Below are 22,198 nucleotides of genomic sequence, written 5' to 3'. Positions count from 1 at the left end.
CGACCCCATGGCCTCCCGCTGGCGCGATCTTGACCCGCTCAGGACGCGTTGCCTACCTTCCTCGGACCCGCGGCGAACAGGGTCCGCCGAGCCGATCTCACGACGCGCGGGCGCCGAGGCCGGTCGGTGCGACGTCGAGCACGAGCGACCGCACGGCGTCGACGAAGTCCTCCGCGGTGCACAGCGTCTGCTCAGCACGCTCGGACGAGACGGCGTCGAACCTGCCCGCCTCGATGGCGGACCGCGCCGGAGCGCCGGCCTCGAAGAAGTCGGACCAGCGGTCCAGCTCGGGAGCGCACCGGCGCAGCATCGACCAGACCGTGCGTGGGGGCCGACGGCCGCCGGGTGCCCCCCGTGACGCGACGACGGCCGCCCCGGCTCGGAGCGCGGCGAGGTGCGCATGACTGAACTGCTCCCATGCCTCGTTCGAGAACTGTGCGGCCAGCAGCTCGGCGTCGGCCCGGTGCATGAGGTCGGTGGCGCGGGGAGACGCGGGAGCACGACCGCTCACCGCGGGATCGACGCGGCTCGCGGACATGAGGGTCGTCACCGACCGACCGCGCGCGACGGCCCGGCCGCTTCCACCGCGCTCCCCCGACATCAGCTCTGCGTGGGTCACCTCGACCACCTCCTGTCTCATCATCGAACACATGTTCGATCGCGTCAACCCCTCGGCCGCACCGAGGTGCGCGGCGCCCAGTACGGTTGCTGCATGCCCCGCCGCGACCGACCCGCGCGCGGCCGCCCAGGTTCCCACCGAGCACCCACACCCTCCCGTTCGCTGGTGGGCTCCTGGCCCGACGGCCCCGTCCTCATCCCCACGGGGACGGTCGAGCTGGTGCGGTCGGCGGACGAGCCGACCGGCGTGACGGTCCTCGTCAACGGGGTGCCGAGCTCGTACCTCGACCTCGCGGACCCGGGCGCGCTGGCGTTCGAGTACATGCAGCAGATGAAGCTCGTGGTCGACGAGCTCGAGCCCCCGGCTCTCGACGTCGTCCACCTGGGCGCCGCGGGCTGCGCGCTCGCCCGGGCGATCCACGCCTCGCGACCCGCCTCCCGGCAGATCGCGGTCGAGCTGGACACCGCGCTCCCGGAGCTCGTACGGGCGTGGTTCGACCTGCCGCGCGCACCGGCGCTGCGGATCCGCGCCGGCGACGCACGGGCCACGCTCGCCGCCATGGCCACCGGCTCGGCCGACGTCGTCGTCCGCGACGTGTTCGCCGGCGCCCGGACGCCCGCGCACGTCACGACGCGGGAGATGGTCGCGGAGGTGGTGCGGGTGCTACGACCCGGCGGCGTCTACCTCGTCAACTGCGCCGACCGTCCGCCGCTGGGCTCCGCGCGCGCCGAGCTCGCGACCCTCGCGGACGCCTTCGCGGACACCGCGGCGATCGCCGAGCCCGGAGTGCTGCGCGGGCGGGGCTACGGCAACCTCGTCCTGGTCGGCACCGACCGCACCGACCTGCTCGGCGCACCGGGCCTCGCGCGCCACGTGCGCAGCCTGCCCGCACCGGCGCGCCTGCTGCACGGCGACGAGCTGCGCGCCTTCGTCGGCCGCGCACCCGTCCTGCGCGACCCCGCGGCCGCTCCCGTGGCGACCACCGAGCAGACCGCGCCGCAGACGCCGTGAGGCCGCCCCCGAAGGGACGGCCTCACGGTACGAACCAGAGCAGCAAGGCTCCTCGATCCGTTCAGTCGATCAGAGCGGGCGGACGTGCTCGGCCTGCGGACCCTTGTCACCCTGCGTGATGTCGAACTCCACGCGCTGCCCCTCGTCGAGCGAGCGGTAGCCCTGCGTGTCGATCGCCGAGTAGTGGACGAAGACGTCGGCGCCGCCGCCGTCCTGGGCGATGAACCCGTAGCCCTTCTCGGAGTTGAACCACTTGACAGCACCCTGTGCCATGTCTTGCTTCCTTCTGTCCCACCGGTGAGCGCCGCGGACGTGTTCCGCGACGTGCCGCAATGCCTACGTCCTGCACCGGATGGTCCAGCCAGCCGCACCGGCACCCGGTCCCCCGGCCTACGGCCCAGGGGCGTCGGTGCCGGTCACGCGGGATAAACCGGTCGAGCGAGCACGCCACTGCAACGCGAAGATCCTGGCACGCCGGGTGTGGCGCGCGCCACGGTTTGACGGCCCCCGCGGTGCGGATTCGACAACGATTGGGTAAAGGTCGGCACCGGGACGGGGTCAGTCGTCGGCGGAGTCCCCGTGCTCGGCCAGGAACCGCTCGAACTCCGCCCCGATCTCGTCGGCCGTCGGCAGGTCGGCCGACCTCGCCAGCAGGCTGCCGCGGCCCGAGCTGCGCGCGAAGGCGTCGTACTGCTCCTCGAGCGCCTGCACGACGCCGCTGACCTCCTCCGACTGCGCGACCTGGCGCTCGATCTCGGCGGTGGCCTCGGTCGCGGCCGCCGTCAGCGCGGTGGTGCGCAGCTCGAGCCCGGTCGCCTGCTCGATCGCGTGCAGCGCGGCGATGCTGGCCTGCGGGTAGGACGACTGCGTGAGGTAGTGAGGCACGTGGACGGCGAAGCCCATCGCGTCGTGGCCCTGCTGCCCCAGCCGGAGCTCGAGCAGCGAGGAGGCGCTTGCGGGTACCTGGACGGTCCCGAACCACGACGGGTGGTCCGCCACCAGCTCGGGCCGCGTCGCGTGCGCCGTCACCGAGGCAGGACGCGTGTGCGGGATGCCCATCGGGATCCCGTGCAGCCCCACGGTCAGGGGGACGTCGAAGCGCTCGACGAGCTGGCGGACGGCGGCGACGTAGCGTTCCCACTGCACGTCGGGCTCGACGCCGTGCAGCAGCAGGAAGGGGGTCCCGGCGGCGTCGTCGACCAGGTCGACGACGAGCTCGGGCTCCTCGTAGGCCGACCACGTGGTCGCGTCGAACGTCATGAGCGGACGGCGCGAGCGGTAGTCGAGCAGCTGGTCGACGTCGAAGGACGCCAGCCGCACGCTCGACAGCTCGCCGGACAGGTGCTCGGCCGCGATCTGGCCGGCGTTGCCCGCGTCGATGAAGCCCCGCACGGCGTGCACCAGCACGGGGCCGCGACCACCTTCGCTGCGCTCGTCCAGGCGTGCAGCGACGTCAGGATCCACCTCGTAGATCTCGCTCGGGTCCAACATGCGTCGGGTTCTGCCTCTCGTCCGCGGTGCGGCCGACCGGCCGCTGCTCACCTGCCACAACACGACGCGGCGGCCCCCGCATTCCGGGGACCGCCGCGTGACGTGTTCGCGGTCAGCGAGACGGCAGGCGCACGACCTCGACGAAGAACTCGTCGATCTGGCGGACGACGTCGATGAACCGGTCGAAGTCCACGGGCTTGGTGACGTACGCGTTGGCGTGCAGCGAGTAGCTGCGCACGACGTCCTCCTCGGCCTCGCTCGTGGTGAGCACGACGACGGGGATGGCGCGCAGGTCGGCGTCGGCCTTGAGCGCCTCCAGCACCTCGCGACCGTCCATCCGCGGCAGGTTGAGGTCGAGCAGGATGAGGTCGGGCGTCGGGGCGCCCTCGTGCTCGCCCTCCTTGCGGAGGAACTCCAGCGCGCTCACGCCGTCGGAGACCACCGACAGGCGGTTGGCCACCTTGTGGTCGGCGAACGCCTCACGCGTCATGAGGACGTCGCCCGGGTCGTCCTCGACCAGGAGCACGTCGATCGTCTTGCGGGAATCCGGCATGTCAGCCTCTCTCTCGACCCGTGCGGGTCAGTCCTCGACCGGCGCGGGCAGGGTCCAGCGGATGCTTGTGCCCTCCCCCTCCGGGGGGTCGATCCAGATGTGACCGCCGTGGAACTCGACGATCTTCTTGCACAGGGCCAGGCCGATGCCCGTCCCCTCGTACACGTCCTTGGGGTGCAGCCGCTGGAAGATGACGAAGACCCGCTCGGCGTACTGCGCGTCGATGCCGATCCCGTTGTCGCGGCAGCGCAGCTCCCACTGGGAGCCGCCCGAGTCTGGCACGGGACGAGCCGACACGTGCACATGGGGCACGCGATCGGGGTCCGCGAACTTGATGGCGTTCCCGACGAGGTTCTGGAACAGCTGGACCAGCAGCGGCTCCTCGCCACGCACCACCGGGAGCTCGTCGTGCGTGACCCGCGCGCCGGCCTCCTCGATCCGCTCGGACAGGTTGTCGAGCGCCTCGCGCAGCACGTCCTCGAGCGGGACGTCCGTCACCTCGCCGCCGACGCGGCCCACCCTGCTGAACCCGAGCAGGTCCTGGATCAGCCGTTGCATCCGCTTGGCGCCGTCGACCGCGAAGGCGATGTACTGGTCGGCTCGTTCGTCCATCTGGCCGCCGTAGCGCTTCTGGAGCAGCTGCGTGAAGCTCGCGACCTTGCGCAGCGGCTCCTGCAGGTCGTGGGACGCCACGTAGGCGAACTGCTCGAGGTCGCGGTTCGAACGTCGCAGCTCCTCGGTCTGCTGCTCGAGCAGCGCGTGGGACTCCCGGACCTCCTCGACCTGGGCGAGCAGCGTGGTCCGCATCGACTCGACCGCACCGGCCACGTCGGCGATCTCCGCGTGCCCCTGCAGGACGACCGGGTGGGTGAGGTCACCGTCGGCGACCTCGCGGGCGTCGATCGCCAGCGCGTCGAGCGGTTCCACGACCCACCGCCGCAACGCGGTCCACAGCACGATCCCGACGGCGATCGCGGCCAGGGCAAGCAGCCCGACGAGGATCGACGCCTGCCGCGTGGCGCTGCGCATCTCGTCGCGCACCTCCGTACGCAGGTCACGCAGCTCGGAGGAGAAAGCACTCGTCGCCGCCCGGACCTTGTCGAACGACGCCTTGCCGCGTTCGACGTCCTGCGCCGTGACCGACTGCGGCCCCGACGTGGCGATCTGCTGACGCAACGGCTCGGCGTAGCCGGTGAACCAGTCCTGGGCCGCTTGGTCGGTGGCGCGACCGAGCGTGACGAGCTCGGGATCATCGACGGCAGAGCCGAGGTCCCGCGCGATCTGCTCGAAGGAGGCCCCTCCCGACGTCGCCTGCTCGTACGGCTCGAGGGTGGCCGGGTCACCGGTGAGCGCGTACCCGCGCAGCCCGGTCTCGGCGTCGACGAGGTTCAGCAGCGCGGCGTCGGTCGCCTCGACCGCCTGGAAGATGTCCCCCGTGACCGCATCCTGCCGGTCGGCCAGGCGGTTGAAGACCAGCCCAGCTGCGCACAGCACGAGCCCGAGAACGACGCCGGCGACGACGAGGAGCGTGGCGAGCCGACGCCTCAGGGTCACCCGACGACGGGGGCCGCCCACAGACAGGGACGGCACGACCGGCCGCACGTCCGCGTCCATCGGTGGGACGACCGGCGCGCTCACGCGCCCCATCCGAGCACGACGGCGGCGGCGTCGTCGACCAGGTCGCCGCCGTGCAGCGTGCGGACGTCGTGCAGGACGCGCCCGACGAGGTCGACGTCGGAGTCGTCCGCGGTGAGTGCGCGGTCGACGACCCCGAGCAGCCCCGGCTTGCCGAGCCGCTCCGGTCCACCGTCGACCGTGGCCTCGAGCAGACCGTCGGTGTAGAGCATGAGCTGCCACCGCTCGCCGAGGTCGAGCACCTCCGCGTGCCACGTCCCCGAGACGGGGATGCCGAGCGCACGACCGCGCCTCGTCGTCGGCGGCAGGACCGACGGCGGACCGAGAACGAACGGGACGGGGTGACCGGCGAGGTACATGTCAGCGGTGCGGCGGTCGGCCTTCACCACGAGCATCGCGACGGTCGTGAACACCTCAGGCCTGGCACGCTCGGCCTCGAGCACGGTCTCGAGCAGACCAAGGATGTCACCGGGCCGGGTGCCGGTCAGCACCAGCGTCCGCCACGCGGTCCGCAGCGTCGCGCCGAGAGCCGCCTCGTCGGGGCCGTGCCCGCAGACGTCGCCGACGATTGCGAGGACGGACCCGTCGGGGCGCTCGACGACGTCGTAGAAGTCGCCACCCAGGACACCGTCGCGCCCGGCCCGGTAGCCGACCAGGACCTGCAGGTGCTCGTCGCGCACGAGGGGCTTGGGCAGGAGCGCCCGCTCGAGCCGGTTGGTCTCCTCCGCGCGCACCAGGCTGCGGTAGAGCGCCCGGTCGGTCTCCTCCAGCCGGCGACGCTGGACCGCGTAGCGCACGGCACGACTCAGGCGGTGCGCGTCGACCTCGTCCTTGACCAGGTAGTCCTGCGCACCGGCCGCGACGGCCTGCACGCCCGTGTCCCCGCCCGACAGGCCGGTGAGCACCACCACGGCGGGCGCGCCGGCGGCGAGGAGGCGCTCGAGCGCAGGGATGCCGGTGGCGTCGGGCAGGCCCAGGTCGAGCAGCACGCAGTCGACGTCGAGCGCGTCGACGGCCTCGTCGAGCGTCCGCACCCAGGTCAGCGCCACGTCGAGCCCGGCGTCCTCGAGGTGCTCCGAGACGAGGACGGCGTCGCCGTCGTCGTCCTCGACGAGCAGGAGGCGGATCTGACGGTCGTCGCCCGCCTGCGACGGGGACACCGCCGTGGCGGTTCCCGGTCCGCGTGAAGCGTCCGACACTGGGGTCCTCTCGTCGTGGTCCCCCGTAGCGTACGGCCGGGACCGGGTGAGGGTGTAGCCGATCACCCGGTTGCGCACGGCGCGCTCCGGCCACGCCACCTGGTCCGATGGCGGATAATGGACGGCCGCTCCAGGCGCCACGTCGTGGCCCGCGGTGGCGCACGGCAGTCGGTGGACGGGAGAACGCGCACGTGGCAGGGACCAACGACGAGCTGGCCGGCGAGCAGAAGACGGTCGACGTCATGTACGGGCGCCTCGACGAGCTGCGGCGGGCGACGCGCGCCAGGCTCGCTGAGGTGCGGCGCTCGGGCCCGGCGGGCTCGCCCCAGAACCGCAGCGAGCGCGATGCGTTCGCGACGCTGTACGAGGACCGCGTCGCCCAGCTCGAGGCGGTCGAGGAACGGCTCGTGTTCGGGCGGGTCGACCTCGACGACGACACGCGCCGTTACATCGGGCGGATGGGTCTGACGGACGACGAGCAGACGCCGCTGCTGACGGACTGGCGCGCGCCCGCGGCGCAGTCGTTCTACCGCGCCACCGCCGCCCACCCGGACGGCGTCGTGCGCCGCCGCCACGTGGTGACGCGCGGCCGCGAGGTCACGGGCGTGGAGGACGAGGTGCTCGACCTGTCGGTCCTCACCGACGGCTCGCCGGACGACGCCGACGAGCGGCTGGCGGGCCTGTCCGGCGAGGGCGCGCTGCTCGCCGGCATGCGTGCGGGCCGCACCGGCCGCATGGGCGACATCGTCGCGACCATCCAGGCCGAGCAGGACGCGATCATCCGCTCCGAGCTCGCGGGCGCGCTCGTCGTGCAGGGCGGCCCGGGCACGGGCAAGACCGCCGTCGCGCTGCACCGCGCGGCCTACCTCCTGTACGCGCACCGCCGCATGCTCGAGCGCAACGGCGTGCTGCTCGTCGGCCCCAGCCGCACCTTCCTGCGGTACATCGACCAGGTGCTCCCGTCGCTCGGCGAGACGGGAGTGGTCACGACGACCATCGCCGACCTGGTCCCGGGCGTCGTCGCGACCGGCGCCGAGGACCCGGCCGTCGCCGAGCTCAAGGGCCGCACGGTGATGGCGGAGGTGATCGCCCGCGCCGTCAGACAGCGTCAGCGGATCCCCGCGCAGGCGACCACCGTGCGCATCGACGGCGTGACCGTCGTGATCCGCCCGGGCGACATCGCGTCGGCCATCAACCGCGCCCGACGCAACCACCGCCCCCACAACCAGGCCCGCGTCACGTTCGTCCGCGACATGCTCGCCCGGCTCGCGGACCAGTGGGTCACCCAGCTCGGCCAGGACGTGCCGCCCGACGAGCGGGGCGAGATCATCAACGAGCTGCGCGCGGACCGCGACGTGCGCGTCGCGCTCAACCTGGCCTGGATGCCGACGAGCCCCCAGAAGCTGCTCAGCGACCTGTACTCCCGGCCCTGGCGACTCGAGGCGGCGGCCCCCGGCCTGTCCCCCGCTCAGCGCGCGCTGCTGGCCCGGGACGCGGACGCGCCGTGGACGCCGGCCGACGTCCCTCTGCTCGACGAGGCCGCCGAGCTGCTCGGCGAGGACGACCAGGCGCTGCGCGCCCAGGAGCGCGCGGCGGCCCAGCAGCGAGCCACCGAGGTCGCCTACGCGCGCCAGGTGCTCGAGTCCACCGGAGCGGGCGCCTTGGTCTCCGCCGAGCTGCTGGCGGACCGGTTCAGCTCGAGCGGACCCGCCCTGACGACGGCCGAACGCGCTGCCGCTGACCGCTCGTGGACCTACGGCCACGTGGTGGTCGACGAGGCCCAGGAGCTGTCCGCCATGGCGTGGCGCGTCCTGCTGCGCCGCGTCCCGACGCGCTCGCTGACCATCGTCGGCGACGTCGCGCAGACGAGCGCCGCCGGCGGTGCCCGCAGCTGGGAGCGCATGCTCGACCCGTTGCTGCGTGGCTCGTGGCGCCTGCGTGAGCTGACCGTCAACTACCGGACGCCCGCGGCCGTCGCCGACGCCGCGGTCCGGATGGCCCGGGCCGCCGGGCTGCCGATCAGCCCGTTGACGTCGGCCCGGGACGTCACCGACGCCCTGCGCATCGAGCGCACCACGCCGGCCGGTCGCGACGAGGCCGCCGCCTCCGCCGCGGCGCAGGCGGTCGCGTCGACCGTCGACGCCGAGGGCGAAGGACGCGTGGCCGTCATCTGCGCGGCCGCCGACCTCGCCGTCGTCGACCGCGCGATGCACGCCCACGACCTCGCCCCGGGGATCACCAGCGCCGGCACGGCCGACCTGGACGCCCCGCTCGTGCTGCTCACGGCCGCGGAGTCCAAGGGGCTCGAGTTCGACGCCGTGGTCCTCGTCGAGCCCGCTGACCTGCTCGCCGAGTCCGCGGGCGCCCTCTATGTCGCGATGACCCGCCCCACCCGCCTGCTGCACGTGGTGCACGCCACCGACCTGCCGGCAGGCATCGCCGACTGACGGTGTCCGAGTGTCGGACGCGCCTGTGCCCGGCACTCGGACAGGCGCACCATGGGCCCGTGCTCAAGGCCCTCCTGCTCGAGAACCTCCACCCCCAGGCGCGCGCCATCCTCGAGGCCGCCGGATTCGACGTCGTCACCCGCACGGGTGCGCTCGACGAGTCCGAGCTCATCGAGGCGCTCGACGGCGTCCACCTGCTCGGCATCCGCTCCAAGACGCACGTCAGCGCGTCCGTGATCGAGAAGGCCGACGACCTGGTCGCGATCGGTGCGTTCTGCATCGGCACCAACCAGATCGACCTCGCGGCCGCGGCAGCCCGCGGCATCGCCACCTTCAACGCCCCGTTCTCCAACACGCGCTCGGTCGTCGAGATCGCGATCTCCGAGATCATCGCGCTGACCCGGCGTCTCACCGAGTTCGACAAGCAGATGCACGACGGCGTCTGGAACAAGTCGGCGACCGGCGCCCACGAGGTGCGCGGCCGCACGCTCGGCATCATCGGGTACGGCAACATCGGGACGCAGCTGTCCGTCCTCGCGGAGAACCTCGGCATGTCCGTCGTCTTCTACGACACGGCCGAGAAGCTGGCCCTCGGCAACGCCCGCCGGATGGGCTCGCTCGACGAGCTCCTGGAGACCGCCGACGTGGTCACGCTGCACGTCGACGGCCGCCCCGGCAACGCCGGCTTCTTCGGCGCGACACAGATCGCGAAGATGAAGCAGGGCGCGATCCTGCTCAACCTGTCCCGCGGCTTCGTCGTCGACCCGGCGGCGCTCCGCGACGCCATCGTCTCGGGGCACCTGTCCGGCGCGGCCGTCGACGTGTTCCCCGTCGAGCCCAAGCGCAAGGGCGACCCGTTCGAGTCCGAGCTGCGCGGTCTGCCCAACGTCATCCTCACCCCGCACACCGGTGGGTCGACCGAGGAAGCCCAGGAGGCCATCGGCTTGTTCGTCGCGCAGAAGCTCCGCGACTACATCGCCACCGGCTCGACGACGCTGTCCGTCAACGTGCCGAACGTGGCCCTGGACCAGCGGCCCGACGTGCACCGCCTCGCCTACCTGCACCACAACCGTCCCGGCGTGCTCGCCAGCATCAACGCCACGCTCGCCGAGCACGGCGTCAACATCGAGGCCCAGCTCCTCGCGACGCGCGGCGAGTACGGCTACGTCGTCACCGACGTCGGGTCCAAGGTCGACCAGGCGGTCGTCGACGCCCTGTCGTCGCAGGCCGAGGCCGTGCGCCTGCGCCTGCTGTCCTGACCGTGACCGTCCCGCTCCTGCGCGCTTGAGCGAGACGGTCACGCCACGCCGAACGAGGGCGGTACCCGCGGATCCTGTCCGCGGGCACCGCCCTCGTCTCGTCGGCCGTGGGGCCTGGTCTCAGGCCGAGCCCGACTTCCGCTGGAAGCGACGCTGCGAGGGACCCGCCGTCTCGGAGCCGTGCACCTGCCCGGTGTTCGACGTCCCGTCGGCCGTGCGGTGGCTGGTGGCCTTCTTGCGCTCGAGCGCCTCGCGATACTTGGCCTTCGCGTCCTCGCTCACGGTCGCAGCCTTCTCGTCGTCAGCCATGGCGTCTCCTTCGTCGTCGTCGTGACCCACGTGCGAGCCACGGCCCCCACCCTTCCCGACAGCACGCGGACGCGCCAGCGAGATCCACCGTCGCCGAGCCGGCCGGTGGGCCGACCAGGCTCCGCGCACGTGTCAGAGCGCAGGCGGCTCGTCGTCGGATCGGGTGCCGTGCCGGTCCTGGTGCTCGGCGCGCAGGCCGCTGATGGCCGACTCGAAGTCCTCGAGGGACTCGAACGCCTGGTACACGCTCGCGAACCGCAGGTACGCCACCTCGTCGAGCTCGCGCAGCGGACCCAGGATCGCCAGCCCGATCTCGTACGCATCGATCTCCGCGGAGCCCGAGGACCGCAGCGCCTCCTCGACCTTCTGCGCCAGGATCGCGAGATCGTCCTCGCTCACCGGGCGCCCCTGGCAGGCCTTGCGGACACCGCCGACGATCTTGTCCCGGCTGAACGGCTCCGTCGCACCCGAGCGCTTGACCACCGAGAGGCTCGTCGTCTCGACCGTCGTGAAGCGGCGCGTGCAGCTGGGGCACTGCCGACGACGACGGATGGACGAACCGTCGTCCGACGTCCGCGAGTCGACGACACGCGAGTCCGGGTGTCGGCAGAACGGGCAGTGCACGGATCGTCCCTCTCACGTCGGTGGCCCCACGAGCGGCGACGTTGTCGACGCCGGGCCCTCGCGACGCTAGGCCACGGCACGCCGCCCGTGCAAGGCAGGCACTGCGCACTCGGGCGCTCGAAGGGAGCACTCGGCGGGAGCACTCGGGGCGGCCGCTTCAGCGACCGCCCCGAGAGGGACGCCCCCGTCCAGTGCGGGCCGACTCGCCTCGGCGCCGCGTGGTGCTGCGGGTGAGCGGGAGATCAAACCCCTGGCTCCCGCACCTCAGGTGAGCCCCCCAGCTCCCTTATGAGGTAAGCCTAACCTAGCCCACGGCGCAAGCCTCTGCAAGCTCGTCAGCGGGACGGGGTCAGGATCGTCTGGCCGGCCATCACCTGGTCGCTCGGCAGGCCGTTGACGCGCACGAGCTCGGTCACCGTCTCTCGCACGGACTGCCCGCGGGGCGTGACCGCGTCGGCGATCTGCCACAGCGTCTCCCCTTCGACGACGACGTGCTGGACCATGCGCTGCGGCGCGGCCGGGGCGTCGGCGACGGCGCGCCCGCCGACGAAGGCGGCCCCGAGAGCGAGCACCAGGGCCAGGGCGACCAGCACGGCGCGCCCACGCCGCGTGATGGCCAGGTGCGGCGCCCGCTCGTCCAGGCGCGGGGCCCGGGAAGCACGGACCGCCCTGGGGGCCGCGCTCGTCCGACCCGAACCGCGGAGGCTGGGGCTCATCGCGATCGCGCTCATGTCTGCTCCTCGTCTTCGGCCTGCCCGCTGGTCGCACCTGCGATGCGGGTAGAACGTGTGTTCGTAGAACGTCTGTACGATTTCTATCACCGTCCGCGACACGTGTCGAGCGTTTCGTCGAACAGATGTTTGAAATCCGGTGCGTGCTTGCCTAGGGTGGCCGCACGGGTACAGCGCACCACCGACCACTGACACGACTGGCTGACACGACTGGCGCCGCACGTGACGGCACCGCGAAGGAGAGGCTCCCCGTGAGCGACGAGACGTCCACGCAGGACCTGGCGACGGTGCACGCCCTACCGGACTCGCCCGCCGGGCCGGACGGCCTGACCGCCCGCCAGCGGATGGTGCTCGACACCATCCGCTCGTCGGTCGAGCAGCGGGGGTACCCGCCGAGCATGCGGGAGATCGGCGAGGCCGTCGGGCTCAACAGCCCCTCCAGCGTCAAGCACCAGCTCACGGCGCTCGAGCGCAAGGGCTACCTGCGCCGCGACCCCAACCGGCCCCGGGCCATCGAGGTCGTGCACCCCGACGACTCCCGCGGTGTCAGCGCCTGGGGCCAGCCGGGGCAGACCGGCGCACCCTCCTTCGTGGACGACGACGCACCCGAGCGGGACGGCGCTCCCACACCGTCGTACGTCCCCGTCGTCGGCCGCATCGCCGCCGGTGGCCCGATCCTCGCCGAACAGGTCGTCGAGGACGTCTTCCCGCTCCCCCGCCAGCTCGTCGGGGACGGTGAGCTGTTCCTCCTCAAGGTCAGCGGCGACTCGATGATCGAGGCCGCCATCTGCGACGGCGACTGGGTCGTGGTGCGCCGCCAGCCGGTGGCGGAGAACGGCGAGATCGTCGCGGCCATGATCGAGGGCGAGGCGACGGTCAAGACGCTGCGCCGCTCCGACGGCCACGTCTGGCTGCTGCCCGCCAACGCGTCCTACGCGCCCATCGACGGCGACGACGCCGTGGTGCTGGGCCGCGTCGTCAGCGTGCTGCGCAGCCTCTGACACGCAAGACGACCGGGCCACCGTCAGCGACTGCGACGGTGGCCCGGTCGTGGCCGGGCGGTGGGGTCAGTACCCGAACGAGCGAGCGACGTTGCGGACGGCGTCGGCCGACGCGCGCATCCCGGACAGCTCGTCGACGGACATCGGCACGGCCAGACGGTCACCGACTCCGTCCGAACCGACGATCGACGGCACCGAGAGGCACACGTCGCTGATGCCGTAGTAGTCCTCCAGCAGGGACGAGACGGGCAGGATGCGCTGCTCGTCCTTGATGACGGCCTCGATGATCCGTGATCCGGCGAGAGCGATCGCGTAGTTCGTCGCCCCCTTGCCCTCGATGATCCGGTAGGCCGACTCCACGACCTCGCGCGCGATCTGCTCGCGGACCGTCGCCGTCAACGGTGCCGACCCGTGGCTGCCCTCCCACTCCATGAGCGGGACGGCGCCGATGCTGGCAGAGCTCCACAGCGGCAGCTCGCTGTCGCCGTGCTCGCCGGCGATGTAGGCGTGCACGTTCTGCACGGCCACGCCGGTGTGGCGCGCGATGAGATAGCGCAGCCGGGACGAGTCGAGGACGGTCCCCGAGCCGAAGAGCTGGTGAGGCGGCAGGCCGGTGATCTTGAGCGACGCATAGGTCACGACGTCGACGGGGTTGGTCACCATGACGTACGTCGCGTTCGGCGCGACCTCGGTGACGGCCGGCAGGACCTTGCGCACGAGCGAGATCGTCGCCTCGGCGAGGTCGAGCCGCGTCTGGCCGGGCTTCTGCTTGGCACCCGCGGTGAACATGACGACGTCGGCGTCGGCGCACACGGCGATGTCGTCGGAACCCACCACCTCGGCCATGGGCATGAACTGGATGCCGTGCCCCAGGTCGAGCGCCTCGGCCTCGACCTTCGCCTTGTTGATGTCGTACAGGGCGACCGTGCGTGCCGCCCCGCGCATGAGCGCGGCGTAGGCCATCGTGGACCCGACGGCTCCGGCTCCGATGATGGCCAGCTTGGAGGTCCTGCGCGCCGGGCGCTGCGGGCCCAGCGGCGTCTCGTCGATGTCGTCGGGCTGCGTCATGGACACTCCCAGGGAGCTAGGGCCAGGCGGACCCTAGCAGGGTAGCCGCTGGTCAGGCGCTCAGCCGGGCGAGCGCCGCGAGGACGGCGTCCCGGTCGACCGTCGGCCAGAAGTCGGGCATGGACCTCGCGAGGAACTCGCCGTACCGCGCCGTGCGCAGTCGCGGGTCCAGGACTGCGACGACGCCGCGGTCGGTGGTGCTGCGGATCAGGCGGCCCGCGCCCTGGGCGAGGAGCAGGGCCGCGTGGGTCGCGGACACGGCCATGAAGCCGTTGCCGCCCGCCGCGCCGACCGCGTCGGCGCGTGCTGAACGCACCGGGTCGTCGGGTCGGGGGAACGGGATGCGGTCGATGATGACGAGGCTGCAGGACCGCCCGGGGACGTCGACGCCCTGCCACAACGAGAGCGTCCCGAACAGGCAGGTCGGCTCGTCGGCGGCGAACTGGGCGACGAGCGTCGGCAGCTGGTCGTCGCCCTGCAGCAGCACCGGGACGTCGAGCCGCTCCCGCATGGCTTCCGCGGCCGCCGCGGCGGCGCGGCGCGACGAGAACAAGCCGAGCGTCCGGCCACCGGCGGCCGTGACGAGAGCCTCGATCTCGTCGAGCTGGGCCGCCGTGGCGGGCTCACGTCCCGGTGGGGGCAGGCGGCGGGCGACGTAGCAGATGCCCTGGCGGCGGTAGTCGAACGGGCTGCCGACGTCGAGCCCGTGCCAGCTCAGCCCGCGGGGCTCCTCCTCGCCGTCGCCGGCCGCAGCAGGCTCCGCGTCGGGCCGCACCTCGAGCCCGAGCGAGCGCGCCACCGGGTCGAAGGAGCCGCCGAGCTCGAGCGTGGCCGACGTCAGGACGCTGGAGCGCCCCGCCAGCAGGTGCGTGCGGATGAGACCGTTCACGGCGAGCGGTGCGGCGTGCAGCCGCGTGGTGGTGTTGCCGCGACGGTCCTCGGTCCGCGCGACCCACAGCACGGTGTGCCGACTGTCCTCGGGGTCCGCGGCCATCCGCTCGGCGGTCTCGAAGAGTGCGAGCATCGCCGACGCCGCCATCTTGAGGCCGCCGTCGGGTTGCGCGGCCTTCACGCCGGGGTCCGGCTTGAGGACGCTGAGCAGCGTACGGGCCGCGTCGCGCACCGCGGCGACGGCCGCCCGCGCGTCGTCGGGGAGCCCGCGCGCGAGGCGCCCCTCCGGCATCGGGACCAGGACGGCCGCGAGCTCCTGGCCGGCGGCGTCCAGGTCCGTCGTCGGAACCCCGCCGTGCCGCCGGGCCAGACGGGTCGCGTGCTCGATGCTGCCGATCGACAGCTCACCCGTCGCCTGGGCGGTGACGCGGTCGGTCAGCTCGTGGGCCTCGTCCACGACGAGGACCTGGTGCTCGGGCAGGACGTTGGGCGAGCCCGACGCCGCGATGCCGAGCATGGCGTGGTTCGTGACCACGACGTCCGCCTCGCGAGCCAGCGCGCGCGCCTTCTCCGGGAAGCACTCGGCGAGCATCGGGCACTTGCCCCCGACGCACTCCATGGACGTGACGGAGACCTGCCGCCACGCGCGGTCGCTCACACCGGGAACGAGGTCGTCGCGATCGCCCGAGTCCGTCTCCTCGGCCCAGGCACGCACGCGCACGACCTGATCACCGAGAGACTCTCCTGAGCCCGGTCGGTCCGCGCCGCCCACCGGCGGGTGGTCCGCCGCGCCGGCGTGCTCGCCGAGGTCGAACAGGGTCGCGCCCTCGTCCTCGGGATACCCGCCCGCGACCTTGTTCACGCAGACGTAGTTGTGCCAGCCCTTGAGCAGCGCGATCGCTGGCCTGCGCGGGAGGCGCGGCGCGAGCGTGTCCGCGACGAGCGGCAGGTCGCGCGTCATGACCTGACGCTGCAGGGCCAGCGTCGCGGTGGAGACGACGACGCGCTCGCTCTCCAGGACCGCGTGCCGCACGGCCGGCACCAGGTAGCCGAGCGACTTGCCCGTGCCGGTACCCGCCTGCACCAGCAGGTGGTCGCCGTTCGTGATGGTCGCCGCGACGGCGACCGCCATCTGGTGCTGGCCGTCGCGACGGCTGCCGCCGAGCGTCCCGACGGCCAGGTCGAGGAGCTCGTCGACCGAGGGCTCGTCCTCGGCACCGGCGGGCGTCACGGCGTCGGAAGGGGCAGGCACCGCGTCAGCGTAGTGCGCCGACGCGTCGGTCGACGGCGGCCACGCACAGGGCCCCCGACGCGTGCGTCACAGCACCCCACCAACCACGGCGGGCAAGCGCTCAGAGCGCCGCGACAGCGACGTCCGCGAGCTCGACGGCCAGGGCCTCGTCGACCCGGGCGCGCAGCCGCGTGCCCTCACCGATGTGCTCCTCGAGCTCGATGTCGCCGTGCAGGTGCACGCGGCTCACCAGGTCCCCGCGCCCGTAGGGCACGACGACGTCGACGAGCACGCCAGGGCGCGGCAGCTGGTCGGCGATCAGGTCCTGCAGCTCCGCGATCCCCTCGCCGCTGTGCGCGGAGACGACGATCGAGTGCACCTCGCGCGAGCGCAGCCGGGCGATGACCTCGGGCGCCGCCAGGTCGGCCTTGTTCAGGACGATGATCTCGGGGACGTCCATGGCCCCCGGGATGTCGGCGAACACGTGCCGGACGGCCGCGATCTGCCCCTCGGGGTCGGGGTGCGAGGCATCGACGACGTGCAGCAGCAGGTCCGCGTCCGCGACCTCCTCGAGCGTCGACCGGAACGCCTCGACGAGCTGGTGCGGCAGCGCGCGTACGAAGCCGACCGTGTCCGCGAGCGTGTACACGCGTCCGTCGGTGGTCTCGGCGCGCCGGACCGTCGGGTCGAGCGTGGCGAACAGCGCGTTCTCGACGAGCACCCCGGCGTTCGTGAGCCGGTTGAGCAGCGACGACTTGCCGGCGTTGGTGTACCCCGCGATCGCTACCGACGGGATCGCGTTCTTCTTGCGCGACGACCGCTTGGCGATGCGCGCCGGCTCCATGGCGGCGATCTCGCGCCGCAGCTTGGCCATGCGGTTGCGGATGCGACGGCGGTCGAGCTCGATCTTCGTCTCACCGGGTCCGCGCGAACCCATGCCGGCCCCGGCGCCTCCGACCTGGCCACCGGCCTGGCGGGACATCGACTCGCCCCACCCGCGCAGGCGCGGCAGCAGGTACTCGAGCTGCGCGAGCTCGACCTGCGCCTTGCCCTCCCGGGACTTGGCGTGCTGGGCGAAGATGTCGAGGATCAGGGCGGTGCGGTCGACGACCTTGACGCGCACGATGTCCTCCAGCGCGCGGCGCTGGGACGGGGCGAGCTCGCCGTCGACGACGACGGTGTCGGCACCCACGGCTGCCACGACGCTCGCGAGCTCGGCCGCCTTGCCGGAACCGAGGTACGTCCCGGGGTCGGGCGAGCGCCGGCGCTGCAGCATCCCGTCCAGGACCTGCGATCCCGCCGTCTCGGCGAGGGCGGCCAGCTCACGCAGCGACACCTCGGCGTCGTACACGGTGCCGGCGCCCCACAGGCCCACGAGGACGACCTTCTCGAGCCGCAGCTGGCGGTACTCGACCTCGGTGACGTCCTCGAGCTCGGTGGACAGTCCGCGCACGCGGCGCAACGACGTGCGCTCCTCGAGGTCGAGCTGCGCGCCGTCGTAGGAGGAGTGGACCGTGCCGCCGGCCTGGACGGCTGTGCCGGCACGCGCCAGCACACGCGCGACGACGTCGTCGGCCACCTCCTGCGGCGTGCGGGACGCGGGCGCGTCCTGCGGCTCGCTGACGATGGGCTTCGGGTCGGTCACGCGTTTCCTCTCGTCGGGGCTGCTGGTCGAGCAGTGCGCCCGGGCTGCGATGCGCCGACGACGCGCCGGCGACGCCTCCAGGGTCGCACGCACGTGCGAGCGGGGAAAGCCATTTCGCTGCGGGCCGAGCACGTCGGCGTGCACCCGCGCGCCCACGTCCCCCGGATCCGTCGCGCGGCGACCGCCGGATCCGTCGCGCCGCGACCGCCGGATAGGGTCGCCGCATGACGGCGCACGACCACTACTTCACGGCCCAGCCGGCATCGGCCGACGAGCGCCGCAGCATCGACGTCGAGCTGGCGGGCCGGGCGGTCACCGTCGAGACCGCGGCGGGGGTCTTCTCGGCCGCGCACCTCGACCACGCGACGGCCGTGCTCCTCGAGGAGGTCCCACCGCCGCCGGCGGGCGACCTGCTGGACCTCGGCTGCGGCTGGGGCCCGATGGCGCTCACGATGGCGCTGCAGGCTCCGCACGCCCGGGTATGGGCGGTCGACGTCAACGAGCGCGCGCTCGACCTCACGCGTCGCAACGCCGCCGCGCTCGGCCTCGACAACGTGAGCGCGGTCCAACCCGACCACGTCCCGAACGACGTGCGGTTCGCCGCGATCTGGTCCAACCCACCGGTCCGCGTGGGCAAGGAGGCGCTGCACGCCCTGCTGCTGCGCTGGTTGCCGCGCCTGGCACCCGGCGGGTGCGCCTACCTGGTGGTCGGCAAGAACCTGGGCGCGGACTCCTTGCAACGGTGGATCGCGGCCGAGCTGGCCGTGCCGGTCGAGCGGGTCGCGAGCTCGCGCGGCTTCCGCGTCCTGCGCGTCGACCAGCGCTGACGAGCGCTCAGGCGCGAGCTTCTCCGGCCCTGTCGGCCGCCGCGTCCAGCGCGGCCCGGACCTGCGCGAGGCGCGGCGTCCCCGTGGCGCGGTGACGGACGACGCCCGCCGCGTCGAGCACCAGCACGGTCGGCGTCACCGTGACGTCCAGCCGTTCGCCGAGAGCCAGGTGGTCCGCGACGTCCAGGTCGACGTACGCGACGTCGGCCGCGGTCGAGGCCGCGCGCTCCAGCACCAGCCGGGTCATCCGGCAGGGCTGGCAGAAGGTGCTCGAGAACTGGACCAGCGTGGCCGCGGACCCCAACGGGACACCGAGCTCGTCCGGCCCGAGCCGGACCTCGCCGAACACGACCTGGTCCGTCACCGCATGCCGATGGCCCGCAGGTCCACCTGCGCGCCGGCGACGAGCACGGCCGGACCGGCGAGCTCGGCGTGGCCGTCGGCCAGCGCGGACACGCGGACCGTGCCCCCCGGGACGTCGACGAGCCAGACGTCGGGCGCACCCGCACCGGCCCACGTCCGCACGGCCATCGCGGCCGCGACCGCACCCGTGCCGCACGAGCGGGTCTCCCCCACCCCGCGCTCGTGCACGCGCATCCGGATCCGCCCCACGGACACGCCACCCGCCTCGGACTCGCCGAGCGGGACGACGAGCTCGACGTTGGTGCCGGCGGGCGGTGTCGGGCTCACGACGGGCGCACGCGTCAGGTCCGCCGCCTCGAGCTCGTCGTCGCCGACGACCAGCACGCTGTGCGGGTTGCCGACGTCCACGCTCAGCGCGGGCCGCACCACGTCGAGCCCGTGGACGTGGACCTCGGCGTCGAACCCCGCCTCGACGGCCGCAGGACCGCCGGGCAGCGACCACACACCCATGTCGACCGCGTACCACGGCTCGTCGCCGTCCCCGTCGACGGCCGGGACCCGGCGTACGCGACGCACCCCGGCACGCGTGCCGATCGCCAGCTCGCCGGTGCCGTCCCAGAGCCCGAGGTCGACGAGGTAGGCCGCGAACACGCGTACCCCGTTGCCGCACATCTCCGCGACCGAGCCGTCGCCGTTGCGGTAGTCCATGAACCAGCGGGCGGCGGGCTCGGCGACGAGGATCCCGGCGCCCTCGGGCAGCGCGGCCGTCGCGACCACCCGGACGACGCCGTCACCGCCGAGTCCGGCGCGTCGGTCCGCAAGCCGGCGCACGAGGTCCGCGGTCAGGTCGAGCGTCGCGTCGCGGTCGTCGAGCAGGACGAAGTCGTTCTGCGTGCCGTGGCCCTTGGTGACGGCGAGCGTGCTGACGTCCGGCACGGTCGCGTCGGGCAGCGTCGCGGTGGTGGCGGCGGTCATGACCCCAGGGTACGGCGCGGCGCGGGGTCGTCGGTGGCGAGCCCCAGCGTCCCGTCGTCGGCCCGGGCGACGAGCTCCAGCGCCCGCCCCACCACCTCCGGGTCCTGCGCGTCGAGCCAGTGCACGCGCGGGTCACGACCGAACCAGCCCATCTGCTTGCGGGCCAGCCGGCGCGTGCCCGCCGCCGTCGCCGCGCGCGCCTCCTGCGCCGTCAAGGTGCCGTCCAGCATCGCGATGACCTCGGCGTAGCCGACTGCACGCGACGCGGTCCGCCCGAGACCGGCTGCCATCAGGCGCTCCACCTCCGCGACGAGGCCGGCCTCCCACATGCGCTCGACACGTTGCTCGATCCGCGCGTCGAGCGTCGCCCGGTCGCAGTCGAGCCCGATCTGGACGGCGGGCACCTCGTACACGTGCTGCGGCAGCGACGCCGAGTACGGCCGGCCCGTGAGCTGGATGACCTCGAGGGCGCGCACGGTCCGGCGCGCGTTGCGCGGCCCTATCCCCGCCGCGGCGACCGGGTCCAGCCGCGCGAGCTCCGCGTGCAGCGCCCGCGCCCCCTCGGCCTCGACGCGCGCCTCGAGCGCCGCGCGGACGTCCGCGTCGGTGCCCGGGAACTCCATGTGGTCGAGCAGCGCCCGGACGTAGAGCCCCGAACCACCGACGGCCACGGCGCGCGCACCCCGTCCGTCGATGTCGCGCAGCGCAGCGCGGGCCAGCGCCTGGTAGTCGGCGACGGAGGCGTCCTCGTGCGGGTCCAGCACGTCGAGCAGGTGGTGTGTGACGCCCTCCCGCTCGCCGACGGGCAGCTTGGCCGTGCCGATGTCCATGCCGCGGTACAGCTGCATGGCGTCGGTGTTGACGACCTCACCACCCAGCGCGTGCGCGAGCGCGAGGCCGAGGTCCGACTTCCCGGTCGCCGTGGGCCCCACGAGCGCGACGACGAGGCTCATGCGATCACCCACCGCAGCGCCGCGTGCTGGGCCCCGGCGGCGACCTCGGCGGTCTCCAGGTGCGCGGTCACGGACCGGGCGCCGACGGCACCGACGAGCACCTGCCACGGAGCCCGGCCCGTCACCGCGAGCGCGCGGGCCCGTGCGGGGTCGAGCGCGCGCAGACGATCGAGCGCGTCGGGCGTCCCGGACCCGAGCTCGGCCAGCACGTCGGCGTCGTACGCGGGCGCGTCCGGGTCGTCGGCCAGCGGCGCGTCCGGGCCGTGCCTGCCGCTGCCGGACCCGACGACGACGAGCACCGTGGGCCGGTCGGCGACGAGCGCCGCCCCCCGCGCCGTGAGGTCGGCGACGTCGGCGTCGCCTGCGTCGTCGTCTGCTGGACCGTCGTCGACCTCGACGACCCGCAGCGGCGATCTCCACCCCGCCCGCGCGAGCAGGTGCAGCGCGACGGCCGCGGACACACCGACAGCCTCCTGCGTGGGGGGGCCGTCGAGCGCCTGGAACGTCGGCGCGGGCCAGCCCAGCAGGTCGTCGGGCACCCCCGCTGCCTGCAGCGAGCCGACGACCGTCCCCGTGAGCTCGCGGGTCCGGCGCCCGGGCGCGACGACGACGACCGTGCCGTCGGACACGTCGTCGGCCGTCCGGAGCCGGTCGAGGGCCGCACCGACCACCGCGAGCGCGGCGGTACGCAGACCGGCGCCGGCATCAGCCCGTCCACCGGCGCCCGGTACGAGCAGCGCGGTGTCCGGGACGAGAGCGGCAGCGACCAGCACTACTGCTCGGCTGACATCCGGGCGATCTCGGCCTTGGACTCCGCGACGGCCTCCGGGTAGCGCTCGTCGAGAGCGCCGAAGAACGCGAGGGACGTCGAGATTGCGCAGCCCAGGTGCTGGTCGAGCTGGCGGTCGGTCAGCCCGGGCTCGTAGTCGACCGAGTGCTCGGTGTAGACGGCCACCGCGTCGTTCTCGAGGCGCGCGTAGACCTTGGGCCAGATGCGGTCGGCGTTCCACTCGTTGACGAGCACCAAGACCTGCCCGAGCTCGTCGGTGGGGACCGTCCGGGCCCAGCGGCCGCGCACCTGCAGGTACTCCGAGTCCTTGCCGAGCAGCAGGAAGAAGAAGACGTGGTCGTCCCAGCGGCCGCCGAGGTCGCCGTCCGCGTCGATGCCGTACTTGTAGCCCCGCGCGTCGAGGATCGCCGCGATGCGCTCCCGGCTGACCTGCGGGAGATCGGCCATCGGCCCTGCGGGCTCGTTCAGGGGCTCGAAGGCCGCCGCGGGCAGGGCTGCGGGGTCGAAGTTGCTCATGTCGGGTCACCGTTCGGGTCGTCGTCGTCCGTGCCCCCTGACCCTAACCGCGCGGCGCGC

The 22,198-nt window shown here is 73.4% G+C and carries 22 protein-coding genes; 5 read left to right on the top strand and 17 right to left on the bottom strand.

Features of this window, described 5'->3' with window-relative positions:
- Positions 1 to 97: 97 nt before the first annotated feature.
- Complete coding sequence (locus IC607_RS16790) at positions 98 to 619, bottom strand: SAV_6107 family HEPN domain-containing protein (protein ID WP_370526347.1); 522 nt, start codon at positions 617 to 619, stop codon at positions 98 to 100.
- A gap of 165 nt (positions 620 to 784) precedes the next feature.
- On the opposite strand from IC607_RS16790, the gene IC607_RS16785 reads away from it, so the two are divergent.
- Positions 785 to 1,630 carry a spermidine synthase gene (locus IC607_RS16785; protein ID WP_370526346.1) on the top strand — a complete coding sequence of 282 codons (846 nt, stop codon included), beginning with the start codon at positions 785 to 787 and terminating at the stop codon, positions 1,628 to 1,630.
- Between the two features lie 69 nt (positions 1,631 to 1,699).
- On the opposite strand, the gene IC607_RS16780 is transcribed toward IC607_RS16785, so the two are convergent.
- From IC607_RS16780 to IC607_RS16760, 5 genes are all read right to left on the bottom strand, one after another.
- Positions 1,700 to 1,903 (bottom strand): cold-shock protein, encoded by a 204-nt coding sequence (locus IC607_RS16780; protein ID WP_191788560.1) that lies wholly within the window; start codon positions 1,901 to 1,903, stop codon positions 1,700 to 1,702.
- A 285-nt stretch (positions 1,904 to 2,188) separates the two neighbouring features.
- A complete protein-coding gene (locus IC607_RS16775; protein WP_191788559.1) occupies positions 2,189 to 3,121 on the bottom strand; it encodes a proteasome assembly chaperone family protein in 933 nt (310 codons plus the stop codon).
- A gap of 112 nt (positions 3,122 to 3,233) precedes the next feature.
- On the bottom strand, positions 3,234 to 3,674 hold the full coding sequence (locus IC607_RS16770; protein WP_191788558.1) for a response regulator: 441 nt from the start codon (positions 3,672 to 3,674) through the stop codon (positions 3,234 to 3,236).
- Positions 3,675 to 3,701: 27 nt separating this feature from the next.
- On the bottom strand, positions 3,702 to 5,312 hold the full coding sequence (locus IC607_RS16765; RefSeq protein ID WP_370526345.1) for an ATP-binding protein: 1,611 nt from the start codon (positions 5,310 to 5,312) through the stop codon (positions 3,702 to 3,704).
- Complete coding sequence (locus IC607_RS16760) at positions 5,309 to 6,469, bottom strand: PP2C family protein-serine/threonine phosphatase (protein WP_370526344.1); 1,161 nt, start codon at positions 6,467 to 6,469, stop codon at positions 5,309 to 5,311. The genes IC607_RS16765 and IC607_RS16760 overlap by 4 nt, the downstream gene beginning before the upstream one ends.
- A 230-nt stretch (positions 6,470 to 6,699) precedes the next feature.
- Between IC607_RS16760 and IC607_RS16755 the strand changes: the two genes are divergently transcribed.
- A complete protein-coding gene (locus tag IC607_RS16755) occupies positions 6,700 to 8,955 on the top strand; it encodes an AAA family ATPase (RefSeq protein ID WP_370526343.1) in 2,256 nt (751 codons plus the stop codon).
- A 59-nt stretch (positions 8,956 to 9,014) separates the two neighbouring features.
- Positions 9,015 to 10,214, top strand: coding sequence for a phosphoglycerate dehydrogenase (serA, locus tag IC607_RS16750; protein WP_191788555.1), 1,200 nt, complete (start codon positions 9,015 to 9,017; stop codon positions 10,212 to 10,214).
- A gap of 120 nt (positions 10,215 to 10,334) precedes the next feature.
- Here serA and IC607_RS16745 read toward each other — a convergent pair whose 3' ends face one another.
- From IC607_RS16745 to IC607_RS16735, 3 genes are all read right to left on the bottom strand, one after another.
- The gene (locus IC607_RS16745; protein WP_191788554.1) at positions 10,335 to 10,523 is read right to left on the bottom strand and encodes a DUF5302 domain-containing protein; all 189 of its coding nucleotides are present in this window, start codon (positions 10,521 to 10,523) and stop codon (positions 10,335 to 10,337) included.
- Between the two features lie 132 nt (positions 10,524 to 10,655).
- Positions 10,656 to 11,147: a transcriptional regulator NrdR gene (gene nrdR, locus IC607_RS16740; RefSeq protein WP_191788553.1), complete on the bottom strand. Its 492-nt coding sequence runs from the start codon at positions 11,145 to 11,147 to the stop codon at positions 10,656 to 10,658.
- Between the two features lie 335 nt (positions 11,148 to 11,482).
- Complete coding sequence (locus IC607_RS16735) at positions 11,483 to 11,878, bottom strand: LysM peptidoglycan-binding domain-containing protein (RefSeq protein WP_191788552.1); 396 nt, start codon at positions 11,876 to 11,878, stop codon at positions 11,483 to 11,485.
- 251 nt (positions 11,879 to 12,129) lie between these two features.
- On the opposite strand from IC607_RS16735, the gene lexA reads away from it, so the two are divergent.
- A complete protein-coding gene (lexA, locus tag IC607_RS16730; RefSeq protein ID WP_370526342.1) occupies positions 12,130 to 12,879 on the top strand; it encodes a transcriptional repressor LexA in 750 nt (249 codons plus the stop codon).
- 66 nt (positions 12,880 to 12,945) lie between these two features.
- On the opposite strand, the gene IC607_RS16725 is transcribed toward lexA, so the two are convergent.
- From IC607_RS16725 to hflX, 3 genes are all read right to left on the bottom strand, one after another.
- Positions 12,946 to 13,947: an L-lactate dehydrogenase gene (locus tag IC607_RS16725; RefSeq protein WP_191788551.1), complete on the bottom strand. Its 1,002-nt coding sequence runs from the start codon at positions 13,945 to 13,947 to the stop codon at positions 12,946 to 12,948.
- A 52-nt stretch (positions 13,948 to 13,999) separates the two neighbouring features.
- The gene (locus IC607_RS16720) at positions 14,000 to 16,090 is read right to left on the bottom strand and encodes an ATP-dependent DNA helicase (protein WP_191788550.1); all 2,091 of its coding nucleotides are present in this window, start codon (positions 16,088 to 16,090) and stop codon (positions 14,000 to 14,002) included.
- Positions 16,091 to 16,190: 100 nt separating this feature from the next.
- Entirely contained in the window at positions 16,191 to 17,696 is a 1,506-nt protein-coding gene (gene hflX, locus IC607_RS16715; RefSeq protein ID WP_191788643.1) for a GTPase HflX, read from the bottom strand.
- A gap of 242 nt (positions 17,697 to 17,938) precedes the next feature.
- Here hflX and IC607_RS16710 point away from each other — a divergent pair, with 242 nt between their 5' ends.
- A complete protein-coding gene (locus IC607_RS16710; RefSeq protein WP_191788549.1) occupies positions 17,939 to 18,541 on the top strand; it encodes a class I SAM-dependent methyltransferase in 603 nt (200 codons plus the stop codon).
- A 7-nt stretch (positions 18,542 to 18,548) separates the two neighbouring features.
- Here the strand turns inward: IC607_RS16710 and IC607_RS16705 are convergent, their stop codons facing one another.
- The 5 genes from IC607_RS16705 to IC607_RS16685 are packed head-to-tail and all read right to left on the bottom strand — an operon-like array spanning position 18,549 to position 22,138.
- Positions 18,549 to 18,905 carry a thioredoxin family protein gene (locus tag IC607_RS16705; protein ID WP_191788548.1) on the bottom strand — a complete coding sequence of 119 codons (357 nt, stop codon included), beginning with the start codon at positions 18,903 to 18,905 and terminating at the stop codon, positions 18,549 to 18,551.
- Positions 18,902 to 19,879: a diaminopimelate epimerase gene (gene dapF / locus IC607_RS16700; protein ID WP_191788547.1), complete on the bottom strand. Its 978-nt coding sequence runs from the start codon at positions 19,877 to 19,879 to the stop codon at positions 18,902 to 18,904. Before dapF ends, IC607_RS16705 begins: the two co-directional genes overlap by 4 nt.
- Positions 19,876 to 20,832 (bottom strand): tRNA (adenosine(37)-N6)-dimethylallyltransferase MiaA, encoded by a 957-nt coding sequence (gene miaA, locus IC607_RS16695; RefSeq protein ID WP_191788546.1) that lies wholly within the window; start codon positions 20,830 to 20,832, stop codon positions 19,876 to 19,878. Before miaA ends, dapF begins: the two co-directional genes overlap by 4 nt.
- Positions 20,829 to 21,605 (bottom strand): hypothetical protein, encoded by a 777-nt coding sequence (locus IC607_RS16690; protein ID WP_191788545.1) that lies wholly within the window; start codon positions 21,603 to 21,605, stop codon positions 20,829 to 20,831. Before IC607_RS16690 ends, miaA begins: the two co-directional genes overlap by 4 nt.
- Positions 21,605 to 22,138, bottom strand: coding sequence for a YbjN domain-containing protein (locus tag IC607_RS16685; RefSeq protein WP_191788544.1), 534 nt, complete (start codon positions 22,136 to 22,138; stop codon positions 21,605 to 21,607). The genes IC607_RS16690 and IC607_RS16685 overlap by 1 nt, the downstream gene beginning before the upstream one ends.
- Positions 22,139 to 22,198 lie beyond the last annotated feature (60 nt).

Origin of the sequence: Cellulomonas sp. JH27-2 (genome assembly GCF_014837175.1) — a bacterium.
Taxonomy (GTDB): domain Bacteria; phylum Actinomycetota; class Actinomycetes; order Actinomycetales; family Cellulomonadaceae; genus Cellulomonas.
This window is presented reverse-complemented; position numbering and strand designations above follow the sequence as displayed.